Source organism: Luteimicrobium album, assembly GCF_030161555.1.
Classification (GTDB): domain Bacteria; phylum Actinomycetota; class Actinomycetes; order Actinomycetales; family Cellulomonadaceae; genus Luteimicrobium; species Luteimicrobium album.
Genome location: NZ_BSUK01000001.1, coordinates 735082 through 751169, shown reverse-complemented (window position 1 = coordinate 751169; position 16088 = coordinate 735082). Strand labels below are relative to the sequence as shown.

The following is a 16088-nucleotide window of genomic DNA, read 5'->3' as shown; positions in this document are numbered from 1 at the left end:
GTGAGCACGCTTCGACGTCGTCATGCTGGGTGACGCGCGACGGTACCGGATCGTTGGGGGCGGGCTTCTCAGCGGCTCACGACCGAGCCGTCATCGCGGACGGTGACGCCCTGCATGCCGTCGTCGACGAGCCACTGGCGTTCGCCGCCGGGCTCCGCGACCCAGGTGTAGTGGGCCAACAGGTAGTTCCCGGCGGGCAGCTTCCGCGTGGAAGTCCCGTGGGCCGCTGGTGCGCACGAGTCGGTCGCGTCGAACATCGCCTGCTGCTCGGTGTCCCCGTCGAGCTTCGTCCGGCGCCCCGGCCCGGGGTCAGCGCCGAAAGAGACGAGCCGGTCGGTCCGGCTCCCCGGAAGTCCGTGAACCACGCGAGGCCGGCTCTCCGAGGGGTGGTGACCGTCACCGTCTTCCCGTCCCGTTCGGCGAGCAGCACGCCGGTCGAGCCCTCCTCGTCCACGCTGAAGGTCCCGTCGATCCCGACCACCGCGTCAGCGGTGGCCGCCTCGGTGAACTCTTCGTCGGTCATCCGGCAGACGAGCGGGCCACCGCGTACCCACGAGGGCTGGTAGCCGGTCTTCGCCAACGCGAGCGCCTCGGTGCTGGTCGAGTCGTCGTAGCCGACCGTGCCGTCGTCGTGGACGAGAAGGTCGTTGCCGCGATCGTCCTCGACGACCCACTCGTCGGGCTGTGACGGGTCGTCTGCGGGGATGCGGCCGTAGAAGATCGCCTGATACGTGCCCGCGGGCAGATGCCCGGGCTCGCCCCCGGACGTGGGGGCGCAGTAGTTCGTCGTGTCCCATCGCCGCACCGAGACCTCGACCTGCTTGCCGCGACCGATCGTGGTGGCGGTGGTGGCGCGCTCGTCCGGCCCCACACCGACGATCCGGCCGTCCTGCACCCACGCGACGGCGCCCCGCGGCACCTTGACCTTGCGCGCCGTCCTGCCGTTGTTCCGCAGGAGGACGGCCTCGCCGTCGTCGTAGAGGGCGCTCCCGGTCTGGTCGAGCTGGTCGACCGGGTACGCCGCGGCCCGCGCGACGAAGTCGTCGGCCTTCTCGCCGCACGCGAGCGGTGAGCCCGCGAGCCATGTCGGCTGGTATCCGTCTGCCTCGGCGGACGGGTCGAGGACGGTCAGCGTCGTCGCGTCGGAGAGGACGTGGGTGCGCTGGTCGTCCGTGGTCGCGAAGGCGTAGGCCTGGTAGGTGCCCGGCTCGACGTCGCCCCCGTCGCAGGCCGCGAACCGGACCGGGACGTAGAGCGGCGAGTCCGGCGCCAGGTCGGCGAAGGTCGGCCGTGCGTCGCCGGTGCCGCCGTCGCCGGAGGACGCTGTCGCGTCGACGCCGAGGGCGACGATGGTGCCGTCGCCGGAGGACGCTGTCGCGTCGACGCCGAGGGCGACGATGGTGCCGTCGCGCACCAGCACGACCTCGGGCTTGAGGTGGTCGAGCACGTCGAGCTCGTCGCTGGTGGGGTCCGTTAGACCGCCGACGTAGGCGGGTGCCCACCAGCCGTCGGGAACGACCGTGTTACCGGTGACGCTGGCAGAGCTGTCGTAGGTGACGGGGGCGAGCGATCGTCCGCTGGGCAGCCGGGAACCGCACGCCCCGGCGTACGGGGTGGTGGTCGGCGCGGGGTCGGGCGTGGGTCGGTCCCAGGGGCGCGCGGCGAAGGCGGTGGTCGCCAGGGCCGCGACGACGACGACGGCCGCGGACCCGACGAGCCCGCGTCGCCGTCCGCGTCGCCGAGCCTCCCGGACGTGGGTGACCATCGTGGCAAGGTGTGCGGTGAGAGCTTCGGACGGGCCGTCGTCGGGCCTCGAAGCGGAGGGTGCGGGGCCCGCCGCGTCGCCGCGGGAACGCGCGAGGCGCTCCTGCTCGCGCCGGACGAGCGCCGCGAGGGCGTCGAGCTCGTCGTCGGAGACGAGCCGCACGCTCCCGTGCTCACCGGTCGGCCTGCGCCCGCCGCGCCGGAACGCGGCTTCGAGCGCGGCGGCGGTGAGCGCCACGGCCGGGTCGGGCCCGTCCGGCTCGGGTGCCGCGACGAGGCCGCGCGCGTGCTCCACCAGGGCGGCGCCCCGGTGCTCGACGACGACCCGGAGGTCGTCCTCCCACTGCGCCACGCCGCCCCCCTCACCTCGACCTCAGGCACGGGAGTCTACGGGCGGACGCGGGGTTCACGGCACGACGACGACCTTGCCGCGCGTGTGCCCGTCGCAGCCGGCGCGGTGCGCGTCGGCGGTGCGGTCGAGCGGGTAGGTCGCGGTCACGGCGACGCGCAGCCGGCCTTCCCCGCGAGGCGCAGCAGCACGGGGACGGAGGCCTGTCGCACGTCGGTGCCCGGGTCGGAGCCGGGCCCGCCGCCGAGCGCCCGGACGCCCGCCTCGCGGGACGCGGCGCCCTGGACGATCGTCACGACCCGGTCGTGGTCCGCGACGAGGTCGAGCGACGTCGCGACCGCCTCATCGGTGCCCACAAGGTCGGCCGCCGCGTCGACGCCCGACGGTGCGTGCGCCCGTCCTCGTCGAGCAGCTGCAGCACCTCGGGTCCGCCGAACGTCGTCGGCCGCACGATCCTCATGCCGGTCGAACCGTGCCGCGACCGGACGGATTCCCCCGCTCCCTCTGTTACCCCTCCTACCGATCTGCGTACACTCGGCGCACATGCGGGGGCAGCGAGGCCCGCCGCTTCTCAGCAGTCGTCGAGGAGGACGGATGCTCGATCTGGGTTCTTCCAGCGTCACGATCGTCGTCGTGATCGGGGTGATCGCGCTGGCGTCGCTCGCTGTCGCGTACACGTTGCGCAGACAGGTCCTCGAGGCGGCCGAGGGCACCACCAAGATGCAGGAGATCGCGCAGGCGGTCCAGGAGGGCGCCAGCGCGTACCTGAGCCGGCAGTTCCGGACCCTCGCGATCTTCGCGGTCGTGGTCTTCGGGCTGCTGTTCCTGCTGCCGGGCGACGCGGGCATCCGGGTCGGCCGGTCGGTCGCGTTCCTGTTCGGCGCGTGCTTCTCCGCCGCGATCGGCTACCTCGGCATGTGGCTCGCGACCCGCGCCAACCTTCGGGTCGCGGCCGCAGCCACCAAGCCCGGCGGACGCACCGAGGGCGCGCGCATCGCGTTCCGGACCGGTGGGGTCGTCGGGATGTCGGTGGTCGGCCTCGGGCTGCTCGGGGCGGCGGTCGTCGTGCTGATCTTCCAGGGCGACGCACCGAGCGTCCTCGAGGGCTTCGGGTTCGGTGCCGCGCTGCTCGCGATGTTCATGCGCGTCGGCGGCGGCATCTTCACCAAGGCCGCGGACGTCGGCGCCGACCTGGTCGGCAAGGTCGAGCAGGGCATCCCCGAGGACGACCCCCGCAACGCCGCGACCATCGCCGACAACGTGGGCGACAACGTCGGCGACTGCGCCGGCATGGCCGCCGACCTCTTCGAGTCGTACGCCGTGACCCTCGTCGCGGCGCTCATCCTCGGCAAGGCCGTGATGGGGGAGAAGGGGCTCGTCTTCCCGCTGATCGTCACCGCGGTCGGGGCGTTCGTCGCCGTCATCGGGGTGCTCATCACGCGCGTGCGGGGCACCGAGAACGGGCTTCGGGCCATCTACCGCGGCTTCTACATCTCCGCGCTGGTCGGCGCGGTCCTCGCGGCGGTCGCCGCGTTCGTGTACCTGCCCGACTCGTTCGCGGGCCTCGGCGGGACCGCGGACCTTACCGGCGTCACCGCCGACCCGCGCATCGTCGCCAGCCTGGCGGTCGTCGTCGGGGTCGTGCTCGCTGGCGTCATCCTGTGGCTGACCGGGTACTTCACCGGCACGACGTCGAAGCCCACGCTCCACGTGGCCGCCACCTCCCGCACGGGTGCGGCGACCGTCGTGCTCTCGGGCATCGGGGTCGGGTTCGAGTCCGCCGTCTACACGGCGGGCGTCGTCGCGGCCGCGATCCTCGCCGCGTTCCTGCTCGCCGGCGGGTCGGTGTGGCTCGCGCTCTTCCTCGTCGCGCTCGCCGGCTGCGGCCTGCTCACCACGGTGGGCGTCATCGTCGCGATGGACACCTTCGGCCCCGTGAGCGACAACGCGCAGGGCATCTACGAGATGGCTGTCGGCACCGACTCCGAGAACCCCGAGGCCGCGGAGGACAACGACGCCGCCCAGACCCTCACCGACCTCGACGCCGTCGGTAACACGACCAAGGCGATCACCAAGGGCATCGCGATCGCGACGGCCGTCCTCGCCGCGACCGCGCTCTTCGGGTCCTACGCCGACGCCGTCGGGCGGGCGCTCGCGGACGACAAGGTCGACGTCGGCGGGCTCGGGAGCATCGTGTCGTCGATGCTCAGCTACGAGATCATCTCGCCGGTGACCCTCGTCGGGGTCATCCTCGGAGCCGCGACGGTCTTCCTGTTCTCGGGTCTCGCGATCGACGCCGTCACCCGGGCCGCGGGGGCGATCGTCTACGAGGTGCGCCGCCAGTTCCGCGACCACCCCGGCATCATGACGTTCGACGAGCGCCCCGAGTACGGCAAGGTCGTCGACATCTGCACCCGTGACTCACTGCGCGAGCTCGCCACCCCCGGCCTGCTGGCCGCGTGCGCGCCGATCGCCGTCGGGTTCGGGCTCGGCGTCGGGCCGCTCGCCGGCTTCCTCGCGGGGGCCATCGCGGCGGGCGTCCTCATGGCCGTGTTCCTCGCCAACTCGGGCGGCGCCTGGGACAACGCGAAGAAGATCGTCGAGGACGGCAACCACGGCGGCAAGGGTTCCGAGGCCCACGCCGCGACCGTCATCGGCGACACCGTCGGCGACCCGTTCAAGGACACCGCCGGGCCCGCGATCAACCCGCTCATCAAGGTCATGAACCTGGTGTCGCTGCTGATCGCGCCTGCCGTCGTGATGCTGAGCGCGGGGCACGACGCGAACCACGTGCTCCGCATCGGCATCGCGTGCGTCGCGGCGATCGTCGCGTTCGGCGCGATCATCATGTCGCGGCTGCGGGCGTCCAGGGCCGACGAGGCCGAGCTCGCCGAGGCCGAGGCGCAGGACGCGCGGGACGCGGAGCCGGAGGTCACGCGCGTCCCCTGAGGTCGTCCGGTCCAGCAGCGCCGAACAGGGGGTCGTGCACCGTTCTCTCCTCGAGATGGTGCACGACCCCTGGTCGACGCCGGTCCGGTGCACCGCAAGAAGATGGAACCCGGGGTCTCAGGTACTCTGCTCGCGTGACAGAGAGGTCCGCGCCCGTGGCGCCCCCGACCCCGCGGGTCCCCGCGCGCCCGGCGACCGCCGCAGCCGCCTCGCCGCGCTGGGCGGGATCGTCGGCTTCCTGGTGTTCGTCGAGCTGACGAGCGGCATCATCCAGGGCTACTACACGCCTCTCCTCACGGACGTCGCGCGCCACCTCGGCATCCACGACGCCGACGTCAACTGGTTCCAGGCCGCCCAGCTCCTCTTCTCGGGGCTGTGCGTGCCGGTCCTCGCGAAGGCGGGCGACGTCGTCGGGTACCGGCGGGTCCTCCTGTGGACGACGGCGGCCACGGCCCTCGCGGCGTGGGGCGTCGCCTTCGCGCCGTCGTTCGTGACCTACCTAATCGCCTGGACGCTCATGGGCACGTACACCGTGTGGCTGCCCCTCGAGGTCGCGCTCATCCACCACCGCGCCCGCGGCAAGGCCGACGCCCGCGGCCTCACCCGGCGGGCCACCGGGCTCATCGTCGCCGCGCTGCAGGCCGGGGCGATCGTCGGGGCGCTGCTCGCGGGCCAGCTCGGCGACGCGCTCGGCCGCGACCGGCTGTGGATCACCCTCTCCGTCCCCGCGCTCGCCGTGACCGCGGCGTTCGTCGTCGTGCTGCTCAAGGTGCCGGAGAGCCCAGACGTCGCGGGCGGCCGCATCGACACGGGCGGCGCCGTCCTGCTGACGCTCGCGCTGCTCGGTGTGAGCGCCGGGCTCATGTACCTGCGGGTCGAAGGCCCGGGGACGTGGTGGGTGTGGGCGTTCATGGCCGTCGGGCTGGCGCTGCTGTGGCCGTTCGGCCGCTGGGAGCTGCGCCAGGACGACCCGCTCGTCGACCTCCGCGTGATGCGTCGGGCCACCCTCTGGCCCGTGCTCGTGACGTCGGGCCTCTTCGGCATCAGCGTGCTCGGCGCGCAGGACGCCCTCTCGACGTTCGCGCGCACCGACCGCGCCGACTACGGCTACGGGCTCGGCGCGGACGCCGCGACTGTGTCCTACCTGATCGGCGGGTACGTGATCTCGTGCCTCGTCGGCGCTCTCCTGTTCGCGCGGGTCTCCGCGGTCCTCACGCCGCGTCGCACGCTCATCGGGGCCGCGCTCCTCGTCGCCGTCGGGTACCTGCTGTTCGTGCCGTTCCACGACTCGGTGGCGCAGGTCGTCGTCAACATGGTCGTCGCCGGGCTCGGGTCCGGGGCGCTCGTCGCGGCCCTGCCCGCCGCGGCGGCCGCGGCCGCACCCCGCGAGCGCACCGCCGTCGCGACCGGCCTCACCAACACGACCAAGACCATCGGCGGGTCGTTCGCGTCCGCGGTCTTCGCGCTCGCGCTCGTGACCGGCACGACGGCGACGCTCACCGGCGGCGAGGGGACCGCCGGCTCGCTCGGCGGGTACCACGCCGTGTGGCTGATCTGCGGGCTGACCGCCCTCGTCTCGGCCGTGCTGCTCGCGTTCGTCCCGCGCCTCGCGTTCAGCGACACCGACCCGGCCGACGACGCCGGGGCGGGCGCTGTCGCGGGCCCCGGCCCCACCGTCCCCGTCCCTGGAGCGACCCCGTGACCCAGCCCGCAGCGTCTGCCGAAGCACCCGTCCTGCCCGCCGCCGACGACGTCGCCGCCCGCCTGTCCGCCCTCGTCCGCGTGCCGACGGTCTCCTCGCGCGTGCCGGACGAGGTCGACGGGGCGCGGTTCGACGAGCTCGTCGCGCTCCTCGAGACGCTGTACCCGCACGTCCACCGCGTCCTCGAGCGCGAGCTCGTCTCGCGCGCGCCCGACGTCACCGACGGCCGGAGCGTCCTCTTCCGGTGGCGCGGGACCGGCGGCGAGGAGGGCGAGCGGCACCCCGTGGTCCTCATGGCGCACTACGACGTCGTCGCCGTCCCGGGGCTGCCCGTGCCCGTCGACGACGTCGAGACCGCGGTGCCGGGCTGGAGCCACCCCCGTTCGCGGGCGTCGTCGAGGACGGCGTCGTCTGGGGGAGGGGCACGCTCGACGACAAGGGGGCGCTCGTCGTCGTGCTCGAGGCCGTCGAGGCGCTCGCGGCGTCCGGCTGGACCCCGCCACGCGACGTGTACCTGTCGTTCGGGCACAACGAGGAGACCGCCGGCGACGGTGCCCGGACCGCCGTCTCCCGCCTCGCCGGACGCGGGATCAGCCCGTGGCTCGTGCTCGACGAGGGCGGCGCCGTCGTGCAGGGAGCCATGCCCGGCGTCGCGGCCCCGACGGCCGTCGTCGGGATCGCGGAGAAGGGGATCCTCGACCTCGAGCTGTCCACGCGCGACGACGGCGGCCACGCGTCCACGCCCGCCGCGAACGGCGCCACGGTGCGCCTCGCCCGCGCGATCACGCGCATCGACGACCACCCGTTCCCGCCGCGGCTGTCCGAGCCGGTCCGCGCGCTCCTCGCGACGCTGGCGGACCACGCCGACGGGCCCATGCGTCGCGTGTTCGCGAACGCGGGCCGGCTCGCCCCCTGGTCGCGAGGGCCTTCACGCGCCTCGGCGTCGAGCCCAACGCGCTCGTCCGGACGACGGTCGCGGTCACCCAGCTCGAGGGCAGCCCCGGCGCGAACGTCCTCGCGCAGACGGCCCGGGCCAACGCGAACGTCCGGATCCTGCCGGGCGAGACCGTCGCGTCCGTCGTCGCGCGCCTGACCCGTGTGATCGACGACCCGACCATCACGCTGCGCGTCGTCTCGGGCGAGGACCCGTCGCCCGTCTCGCCTGCCGAAGGCCCGCAGTGGGAGCTGCTGCGCACGGCGCTGGCCGCGTCCTACCCGGACGCCGTCCTCACCCCGTACGTGCAGCTCGGGGCGTCGGACTCGCGGCGCTACTGCGCGATCTCCGACCACGTGTACCGGTTCTCGCCGTTCGACCTGACGACGGCGCAGCGTGGGTCGATCCACGGCATCGACGAGCACGTCACGGTCGCCGCGCTCGGCCGCGGCGTCGCGTTCACGGCCGCGCTGCTCGAGGCGGTCCCGGCGCCGACAGCAGCCCCGGCCTCGCATCCCTAAGCTGGCATCGTGCGGATCCTCAGCTACAACGTGCGCTCGCTCAAGCAGGACCGGCACGCCGTGCTCGGCGTCCTGCGCGACACCGAGGCCGACGTCGTCGCGCTCCAGGAGCCGCCCAAGTGGTGGGCGTCGACCGTGCGGCTGCAGGCGCTCGCCCGCGACGCGGGGCTCAAGGTCGCGGTGCCCGGCGGGATCGCAGGCGCGCGCACGACGGCGCTCCTCGTCCGCCCGGGGGTCGAGGTCCTCGGTGCACGGGCGCTGCGGCTCCCGCTCCGGCTCGTGCGGCGCAGCCACTGGTTCCCGACGCTCCGGGGCGTTGCCGTCGCGCGGCTGCGGTTCCCCGAGACGGAGCACGGGGGCGCCTTGGAGGCGACCGTCGCCTCCGTCCACCTGTCGCTGGACGTCGACGAGCGCGCCGGGCACCTGCCGCGCATCGAGGCCGCGGTCGCCGGACTGGCACCGGAGGGTTGGGGCGACGTCGTCGTCGCGGGCGACCTCAACGAGGAACCGGGCGGACCCGCCTGGCAGGCGCTGGAGTCGCACGACCTCGCGGACGCCGGCGCCGGTGACGGACGTCCCACCTTCTCGACCACGAGCCCGCGCAAGCGGCTCGACGTCGTCCTGACGGGGGAGCGGCTGAGCGCGGTCGCGCGGCGTGTCGACCTCGACGGCGTCGCCCGGGCCAGCGACCACTTCCCCGTCGTGGCGGAGGTCCTGCCGCTCGGCTGACGCCGGCCCGCAGACCCGGGACGGGGAGACCTCCCCGTCTCGGACGCTGGACGTGCAGCGTCCTCACAGGGAATCATGCGAGGCGCGTCGTGCGTCCGCACGGCTGACGCGCTTCACGAGGAACGAGCACGCATGTCCCAGCAGGACCCGAACCAGCCGGCCCCCGACCCGTACGCCCCGCCCACACCCGAAGGGACTCCCGCCGGCGGAGCCGCGCCGACACCGCCGCCCTACGCGGGCTACGAGGGCGGCTACCCGGGCCAGGAGGGCTCTGGTCAGCCGGTTCAGCCCGGATATCCGACACAGCCCGGATATCCCGCGCAGCCCGGCTACCCGGGTGCACCCGTCTACCCCGGCCGGCCGGGTGACGTCGACCCGGGCCGCGGGATCGGGATCGCCGGCTTCGTGTGCGCGTTCTTCGTGCCCGTCGTGGGCATCATCCTGAGCGCGATCGGCCTCTCGAAGTCCAGGGGTGCCGGGCGGAAGAACCCGCTCGCCGCCTGGGGCCTCGGGCTCAGCATCTTCTTCACGGTGGCCTTCGCGGCGATCGTCGTCAGCGTCTTCGCCAGCCACGGGGACGACATCGCCGACGCCGTCAAGGGCGCCAACGACCCGACGACCCGTAGGTTCTGCCAGGCGGACGCCCGGCTCACCAAGGAGATGAACGTGCTCCAGGACCCGTCCTCGATGGAGACCCAGGACTACGCCCAGGGGCTCCTCGACGCGAAGGACGACCTCGACGGCGTCGTGGCGCCCGACGAGATCGCCACGGACTGGAAGGCCGTCGTGTCGTTCTTCGACAAGATCGTCGCGCCCCTTGAGGGCGTGGACACGAGCGACGAGGCGGCCGTCAAGCAGGCACTCGGCTCGTCGGGCCTGACGCAGGCCGACCTCACGACCGTCCAGGGCGCGGGCTCGCGCGTCGACGACTGGGCTTCCACGCACTGCGCGGCCGTCCCGGTCGACTGACGCTGTTGGGTCCGTCACGGCGCCTGTCCCGGTCGTCCGGGACGGGCGCCGTCCCGTCGGATCCGTTCGGTGGGAAGCCCTCCGAGGGGGACGTGCACCGTGCCGTGGGGTGGACACGTAGCAGCGGGGCGGGGCGGGGTCGATGGGGAGGTCTCTCCGGGTGAAGGTGCGTGTCGGTGGTAGACCCACGCCGTCGTCATAGGGAACCATCAGGTCGTGATCAGCAACCGCATCCTCCGTACTGCACTTCCCGTCGCCGTCCTCGCGCTGAGCGCGCCGCTCTTCGCCGCGTGCTCGTCCGGCGGCGACGACGCCAAGTCGCAGTTCTGCAACCTCAACAAGGACGACAACCTCGAGAAGACCCTGAGCGGCGCCGACCTGGACGACCCTCAGGCCGCGGTCGACGCGATCGCGAAGGTCAACGACAAGATCAAGGACGTCGACGCGCCCGACGAGATCAAGACCGAGTGGACGAACGTCAAGAAGTTCTTCGGCGACTACGTCAAGGCCCTCGACGGCGTGGACGTCAGCGACACCGCCGCCTACGCGAAGGCGCTGACCGACTCGGACATCCAGTCCGAGGCAGCGGACATGTCGAGCGCGTCCACGAAGATCTCGTCCTACGTGTCGAAGAACTGCAGCTGACCGGGAGGATGGGGGCATGAGCCCCCGCACCGCCCCCAGTGCCGAATCGCGTCTGCTCGACGCGCTCCGTGCCGACCTCGACGCCGCCCACTTCACCGTGGGCGGCGTCGAGTCGGTCCTGGGACCTCTCGCCGCGGCCGCGCTGCACCGTGAGCAGGACGTCCCCGCCGTCCGGGCGACCACGGCCGCCCTGGCCCGTCCACGCCCCGACGCAGTCGCCGTCCTCACCCACGCGTTCGTCCTCGGCCGTCGCGTCCCGCGGCGCCTGCTCGACGACGCACTCCCGGGTCTGGGCGTCGAGGGTGCCGTGCGGCTGGGGCTGGCCGCGGCGTCGGGCGCGGACGCCGACGACGAGGTGCGCGCCGCCGTCGACCTGCGGCCCTACGAGGCCGTGGACGCGGCCGGTGACGCGAGGTGGTGGCTCGCGTCGGACCTCGGCGAGCTCCAGACGGGCGAGCGGCTCGCCGGCGACCACGTCCTCGGCGCGGGCGGAGCGTCGACGACGCTCGCCCAGGTCACGATGCGCACCCCCGTCGGGCGCGTGCTCGACCTCGGCACCGGCTGCGGCATCCAGGCGCTCCACGCGGCCCGCCACGCGCGTCACGTCGTCGCGACCGACATCTCGACGCGGGCGCTCGCCTTCGCCGCGTTCAACGTCGCCCTCAACCGCACCCCTGCCGCCGAAGTTCCCCGCCCGGAGGCCTGCTTCGGCGAGGGGGCGTGGCCGACGTCGAGCTGCGCGAGGGCTCGATGCTCGAGCCGGCCGCCGGCGAGCTGTTCGACCTCGTGGTCTCCAACCCGCCGTTCGTCATCACCCCGCACGCCGGCTCGCCGCTGCCCGACTACGAGTACCGTGACGGCGGGCGCGCGGGGGACGCCGTGGTGCGGGACCTGGTGCGCGACGTCGGGAGCGTGCTCGCCCCCGGTGGCGTGGCGCAGCTCCTCGGCAACTGGGAGCACCGGCGCGGAGAGCCCTGGACCGAGCGGGTCGGCGCGTGGTTGGACGAGGCGGGGCTCGACGGCTGGGTCGTGCAGCGCGAGGTCCAGGACCCGGCTGAGTACGCGGAGACGTGGATCCGCGACGGCGGCACCACGCCCGAGCGCGAGCCCGCGGCCTGGGCGCAGGCCTACGGCGCGTGGCTCGACGACTTCGCGAGCCGCGACGTCGAGGCGATCGGCTTCGGCATCGTGACGCTGCGGCGCCCCGACCCGGCCGGGCCGGCGGGCGGGCGCGTCACGCTGCGTCGTCTCGAGGAGCACACCGGCTCCGTCCGCCAGCCGCTGGGCGGCCACCTCGCTGCGACGCTCCGGGCGCACGACTGGCTCGTCGGGCTCGGGTCGGCCGGGACGCCGTCGGGCGGGCCCGACGACGCGGCCTCGCTCGCGGCTCTCGCCGGCGCGCGGCTGGTGGTCGCCGCGGACGTGACGGAGGAGCGCTACCTGACGCCCGGCGCCGCCGACCCGAACGTGGTGCTGCTGCGCCAGGGCGACGGCTTCGGGAGGGCGGTGCACGCCTCGACGGCGCTCGCCGCCCTGGCCGGTGCGTGCGACGGCGAGCTCACGGTCGGGCAGATCGCGTCGGCGATCGCTGCGCTCTTCGACGTCCCGGCCGGCGACCTCGCGGGTGAGCTGTTCCCCGCGGTCCGGGGACTCGTCGAGGACGGGTTCGTGACCCCGGCTCCCTGACGGAGGACCGGCAGCCGGGCCGGGTGCGGCTCGGCGGTGGCTGACGACCTCAGGCCGGCGACGACGACGCGTGCGCCGAGCGCCGGACGAGCCGCTGCAGGAGCTCGCGCTCGTCGTCGTCGAGCCCACAGAGCACGGACTCCTCGGCGACGCGCACGGCGTCCTCGAACCGGCGCAGCGCGGCGCGCCCGCTGGCGGTCGCGACGACCCGGCGCGCGCGCCGGTCGTGCTCGGCCTCGCGCCGCTCGACGAGGCCCTCAGCGACGAGGTCGTCGAGCAGGTAGGTCATGACCGTCCGGTCGATGCCGAGCGACTCGGCGAGCGCGGCCTGCGTGGGCGGCTCGTCGTGCACCACGGCGCCGAGCACCTGGAACCCGCGCGGGCCGTGGGGGATGCCGGCGAGCGCGAGGTCGACGGCGTCGTGCCAGCGGCGCAGCAGGATCCCGAGGGACTGCCCGAGGTCGACCCGGCGGCAGGCGTCGCTCACGGAGGAGCCGGACGCCGCCGGGCTCGTCGGGGTACCGAGGTTCGTCATGGTCACGACACCAGGATACGCTGGAATAGTCTGTTGGGAAGATCAGTTGCCGAACAGATGATTGGGCGGACCGACCGCCACAGCGAACGGAGCAGCATGAGCGACTACGGCCACGACCTCGTCTTCGGGTCCTTCCTCACCCCGCAGGCGGGCTCGCCCGACGACGTGGTCGGCCTCGCCGTCCTGAGCGAGGAGGTCGGCCTCGACCTCGTGACGTTCCAGGACCACCCCTACAACGCCGGGTTCCTCGACACCTGGACGCTCCTGTCGTTCGCCGCGGCCCGCACCGAGCGCGTGCACCTGTCGCCCAACGTCGCCAACCTGCCCCTGCGGCCGCCGGCCGTGCTCGCGCGCGCCGCCGCGAGCCTGGACCTGCTCTCGCACGGCCGCGCCGAGCTCGGCCTGGGCTCGGGCGCGTTCTGGGACGGTGTCGCCGCGATGGGCGGCACCCGGCTGACCCCGGGCGAGGGCGTCGACGCGCTCGAGGAGGCCATCGACGTCATCCGCGGCATCTGGGACGCCGACGACCGCACCGTCCTGCGCGCCGGCGGCGAGCACCACCACGTCGCGGGCGCCCGTCGCGGGCCGCGTCCCGACCATGCGATCGGCCTGTGGCTCGGCGCGTACAAGCCCCGCATGCTCCGGCTCACCGGTTCCCGGGCCGACGGCTGGCTCCCGTCCATGGGCTACCTGCAGCCCGGCGACCTGGCCCGCGGCAACGCCGTGATCGACGAGGCGGCCCAGGCAGCGGGCCGCGACCCGCGCGAGGTGCGGCGCCTGCTCAACGTCAACGGCCGGTTCCGGCCCGACGGCGCAGGCTCGGGCACGACCCACGGCGGCGGCGCGATCGACGGTCCCGTCGCGCACTGGGTCGACGAGCTCGTGCAGCTCGCGCTCGAGGACGGCGTCGGCACATTCATCCTGGGGTCGGACGACCCGCACGACCTCACCATCTTCGCCCAGGAGGTCGCGCCCGCGGTGCGCGAGCAGGTCGCAGCCGAGCGTGCGTCGTCGGGCACGGCGACCGGACCCGTGCGCAGCCCACGCGCGCTCGCGCTCCGCAGCGCCGGCATCGACTACGACGCGATCCCCGCTCGGCTGCGCGACGCGGCCGTCGAGCCGGGGACCGCGACTACGCGCACCAGCGCTCCGGCTACATCCGCGGCGGCAACCCCGGCCTCGTGCTGCGGGCGCACGACGCGCAGGACGTCGTCGAGGGCCTCGGCTTCGCGCGCGAGCAGCAGGCGCGCGGCGCGTGGGACGGCGCCGGCCGCCTCCCGTTCTCGGTCCGCAGCGGCGGCCACGGCATCTCCGGGCTGTCGACGAACGACGGCGGGATCGTCCTCGACCTCAAGGCCCTCGACGAGGTCACCGTCCTCGACCCGGCGTCGCGCCGCGTCCGGATCGGTGCCGGTGCGACCTGGGGCCACGTGGCCGAGGCGCTCGCCGAGCACGGCTGGGGCATGAGCTCGGGCGACTTCGGCGACGTCGGCGTCGGCGGGCTCGCGACCGCGGGCGGCATCGGGTTCATGGGCCGCAAGCACGGCCTGACGATCGACCACGCGGTCGCGTACGACGTCGTGCTGGCCGACGGCACGCTCGTCCACGCCACCGCCGACGAGCACCCCGACCTCTTCTGGGGGATGCGCGGCGCGGGCGGCGGGCTCGGGATCGTGACCGCGGTCGAGCTCGAGGTCTACGAGGTCCCGCCCGTCGTGCTCGCAGTGATGCTCTACGACGCGTCGGACGCGCGCGGGCTCCTCGAGGCGTGGGGCACGGCCGTCGAGGAGGCGCCGCGCGAGCTCACGAGCTTCCTCACCTTGCAGCCGGGGCGCGGCGAGACTCCGGGCCTCGCGCAGGCCATGACCGTGATCGCGTCCGACGACGTCCGGCTGGCCGAGCGGGCCCTCGAGCCCCTGCTCCGGGTCGGGCCGGTGCTGCAGCAGCAGGCGCAGCTCGCGCCGTACGCGGCGGTCGTCGCGCCGCAGGACGCCCCGCACGTGTCCGACGGCCCCGGCGGCACGTTCCGCAACACCCTCGTCGACCACCTCGACGACCGCACCGCGCGCGCCGCGGCCGACGCGTTCGAGACCGGCGGATTCCAGATGTTCCAGGTGCGCGCCGTCGGCGGGGCCGTGAACGACCTGGCGTCGGACGCGACCGCGTACGCGCACCGCGACGGGCAGCAGTTCGACGTGTCGGGTGTGGGCTTCGGGCACCCGGGGCTCCTCGACGCGGCCTGGGACACCGCGATGGACCCCGTCGCGCACGGCGAGTACGTGAGCCTGTCGACGGACCGCCGTCCGGAACGGATCGAGCGGGTCTATCCGGGTGCGACGCTCGAGCGGCTGCGCGACCTCAAGCGCCGCTACGACCCGGAGAACGTCTTCGACCGCAACCTGCCGCTCCTCTGACGCCGTACTACTTCGCGAGATACCCCGCCGGGGGCCAAAGTCGCAGGGGTCAGCGGGTGGGGGTGGAGCACGCCTCGCGCGGCGTGAACACCCAGAACCGGAAGAGCAGGAACCGCAGGGCGGTCGCGGCGAGGTTCGCGAGGCACAGCACGCCGAGCTCGAGGACGTGCGACGAGCCGGGCACCAGGACGCCGAGGAGCGCGAGCGCGCCCGACGTCAGCCCCCAGCCGAGCCCGAACACGAGCAACCCCTGCCCGTGGTGCCTGGCGGCCCCCTCGCGTCCCCGGACGCCGAACGTGTGCCGGCGGTTGAGCGCGGTGTTGAGGACGGCGGCGACGAGCTGCGCCGCGAAGTTGGCGGTCTGGTCGCCCCACGCGTCGGACAGCGTGAGGTAGAGCAGCGCGTAGACCGTCGTGCAGAGCGCGCCGACGCTCACGAAGCTGAGCATCTGGGCGAGGAGCGCCGCGTGCGGGTGGGCGGCGTGCGCGTGCGCGTGGCCTGGCCCGCGCTTGGCGACGCGCCCGGGCAGCGCGGCCTGGACGACGGCGAAGGGCACGCGCCCGATGACCAGGTCGCGGACGAGCACGGCGGCACCCCACAGGTTGCCGGTGGTCCCGGCGACGGGTTCCTCGTGGGCGTCCGAGCCCACGTCGAGGCTCACGCCCGGGGCGGTGCGGAGAGCCGCGTGGGTGACGTTCCGGGGGTCGAGCGGTGGACGCGCCGCACGGAGCGGTGCGCCTGGCTCGTCACCGCCGGAGGCCCTGTCGGCCTCGGCGCCGAGGTCGTCGCGGTCATGGTGGAGACGATCTTGCCACTGATTTTCGGTGCCTCCGACCACGCCTGGGAGTTCGGCGGAAGCACACCGTGAGCACCCTGGACACCGCCCGCCCC

General features: G+C 74.1%; 14 protein-coding genes and 4 pseudogenes. 13 read left to right on the top strand and 5 right to left on the bottom strand.

Going from position 1 to position 16088, the window contains the following annotated elements:
- Nucleotides 1–76 precede the first annotated feature (76 nt).
- Genes QQK45_RS03745 through QQK45_RS03735 form a run of 3 tightly spaced genes read right to left on the bottom strand, consistent with a single transcriptional unit; the run spans nt 77 to nt 2469 of the window.
- Nucleotides 77–2116 (bottom strand): hypothetical protein, encoded by a 2040-nt coding sequence (locus QQK45_RS03745; protein ID WP_284292110.1) that lies wholly within the window; start codon nt 2114–2116, stop codon nt 77–79.
- A 54-nt stretch (nt 2117–2170) separates the two neighbouring features.
- The gene (locus QQK45_RS03740) at nt 2171–2263 is read right to left on the bottom strand and encodes a zinc-binding dehydrogenase (protein WP_284292109.1); all 93 of its coding nucleotides are present in this window, start codon (nt 2261–2263) and stop codon (nt 2171–2173) included.
- Entirely contained in the window at nt 2260–2469 is a 210-nt protein-coding gene (locus QQK45_RS03735; protein ID WP_284292108.1) for a hypothetical protein, read from the bottom strand. Before QQK45_RS03735 ends, QQK45_RS03740 begins: the two co-directional genes overlap by 4 nt.
- Before the next feature lie 238 nt (nt 2470–2707).
- Between QQK45_RS03735 and QQK45_RS03730 the strand changes: the two genes are divergently transcribed.
- The 10 genes and pseudogenes from QQK45_RS03730 (at nt 2708) to QQK45_RS22875 (ending at nt 12248) form a co-directional block, all read left to right on the top strand.
- Nucleotides 2708–5062, top strand: coding sequence for a sodium-translocating pyrophosphatase (locus QQK45_RS03730; protein ID WP_284292107.1), 2355 nt, complete (start codon nt 2708–2710; stop codon nt 5060–5062).
- Nucleotides 5063–5117: 55 nt separating this feature from the next.
- The gene (locus tag QQK45_RS03725; RefSeq protein WP_284292106.1) at nt 5118–6764 is read left to right on the top strand and encodes an MFS transporter; all 1647 of its coding nucleotides are present in this window, start codon (nt 5118–5120) and stop codon (nt 6762–6764) included.
- A 244-nt stretch (nt 6765–7008) separates the two neighbouring features.
- Nucleotides 7009–7479 (top strand): annotated as a pseudogene (locus QQK45_RS03720) (M20/M25/M40 family metallo-hydrolase); the annotation flags it as partial.
- Nucleotides 7362–7814: pseudogene (locus QQK45_RS21875) on the top strand (hypothetical protein); the annotation flags it as partial. The pseudogenes QQK45_RS03720 and QQK45_RS21875, both read left to right, overlap by 118 nt.
- Nucleotides 7815–7862: 48 nt before the next feature.
- Nucleotides 7863–8219 carry a zinc-binding metallopeptidase family protein gene (locus tag QQK45_RS03710; protein ID WP_284295143.1) on the top strand — a complete coding sequence of 119 codons (357 nt, stop codon included), beginning with the start codon at nt 7863–7865 and terminating at the stop codon, nt 8217–8219.
- A gap of 9 nt (nt 8220–8228) precedes the next feature.
- A complete protein-coding gene (locus QQK45_RS03705) occupies nt 8229–8948 on the top strand; it encodes an endonuclease/exonuclease/phosphatase family protein (RefSeq protein WP_284292105.1) in 720 nt (239 codons plus the stop codon).
- Nucleotides 8949–9080: 132 nt separating this feature from the next.
- Nucleotides 9081–9917 (top strand): hypothetical protein, encoded by an 837-nt coding sequence (locus QQK45_RS03700; RefSeq protein WP_284292104.1) that lies wholly within the window; start codon nt 9081–9083, stop codon nt 9915–9917.
- Between the two features lie 216 nt (nt 9918–10133).
- Nucleotides 10134–10562 carry a hypothetical protein gene (locus QQK45_RS03695; RefSeq protein ID WP_284292103.1) on the top strand — a complete coding sequence of 143 codons (429 nt, stop codon included), beginning with the start codon at nt 10134–10136 and terminating at the stop codon, nt 10560–10562.
- A 16-nt stretch (nt 10563–10578) separates the two neighbouring features.
- Nucleotides 10579–11181, top strand: a pseudogene (locus QQK45_RS22880) (DUF7059 domain-containing protein); the annotation flags it as partial.
- A 101-nt stretch (nt 11182–11282) separates the two neighbouring features.
- Nucleotides 11283–12248 (top strand): class I SAM-dependent methyltransferase, encoded by a 966-nt coding sequence (locus QQK45_RS22875; RefSeq protein WP_431310355.1) that lies wholly within the window; start codon nt 11283–11285, stop codon nt 12246–12248.
- A 49-nt stretch (nt 12249–12297) separates the two neighbouring features.
- Here QQK45_RS22875 and QQK45_RS03685 read toward each other — a convergent pair whose 3' ends face one another.
- Nucleotides 12298–12783, bottom strand: a complete 486-nt coding sequence (locus tag QQK45_RS03685) for a MarR family winged helix-turn-helix transcriptional regulator (RefSeq protein WP_284294939.1) — start codon at nt 12781–12783, stop codon at nt 12298–12300.
- Nucleotides 12784–12840: 57 nt separating this feature from the next.
- On the opposite strand from QQK45_RS03685, the pseudogene QQK45_RS21870 reads away from it, so the two are divergent.
- Both QQK45_RS21870 and QQK45_RS03680 read left to right on the top strand, forming a co-directional pair.
- Nucleotides 12841–13509, top strand: a pseudogene (locus QQK45_RS21870) (LLM class flavin-dependent oxidoreductase); the annotation flags it as partial.
- Complete coding sequence (locus QQK45_RS03680) at nt 13395–15197, top strand: FAD-binding oxidoreductase (protein ID WP_348525145.1); 1803 nt, start codon at nt 13395–13397, stop codon at nt 15195–15197. The pseudogene QQK45_RS21870 and the gene QQK45_RS03680, both read left to right, overlap by 115 nt.
- A gap of 49 nt (nt 15198–15246) precedes the next feature.
- Here QQK45_RS03680 and QQK45_RS03675 read toward each other — a convergent pair whose 3' ends face one another.
- Nucleotides 15247–15858 (bottom strand): GtrA family protein, encoded by a 612-nt coding sequence (locus QQK45_RS03675; protein WP_284292102.1) that lies wholly within the window; start codon nt 15856–15858, stop codon nt 15247–15249.
- Between the two features lie 24 nt (nt 15859–15882).
- Between QQK45_RS03675 and QQK45_RS03670 the strand changes: the two genes are divergently transcribed.
- Nucleotides 15883–16065, top strand: coding sequence for a hypothetical protein (locus tag QQK45_RS03670; RefSeq protein WP_284292101.1), 183 nt, complete (start codon nt 15883–15885; stop codon nt 16063–16065).
- The last annotated feature ends 23 nt before the right edge of the window (nt 16066–16088 follow it).

Excerpts from the sequence above, each read along its gene's own strand:
- QQK45_RS03730 (WP_284292107.1), top strand. The coding sequence starts at position 2,708 with ATGCTCGATCTGGGTTCTTCCAGCGTCACGATCGTCGTCGTGATCGGG.
- QQK45_RS03725 (WP_284292106.1), top strand. The coding sequence starts at position 5,118 with ATGGTGCACGACCCCTGGTCGACGCCGGTCCGGTGCACCGCAAGAAGA.
- QQK45_RS03700 (WP_284292104.1), top strand. The coding sequence starts at position 9,081 with ATGTCCCAGCAGGACCCGAACCAGCCGGCCCCCGACCCGTACGCCCCG.
- QQK45_RS03685 (WP_284294939.1), bottom strand. The coding sequence starts at position 12,783 with ATGACGAACCTCGGTACCCCGACGAGCCCGGCGGCGTCCGGCTCCTCC.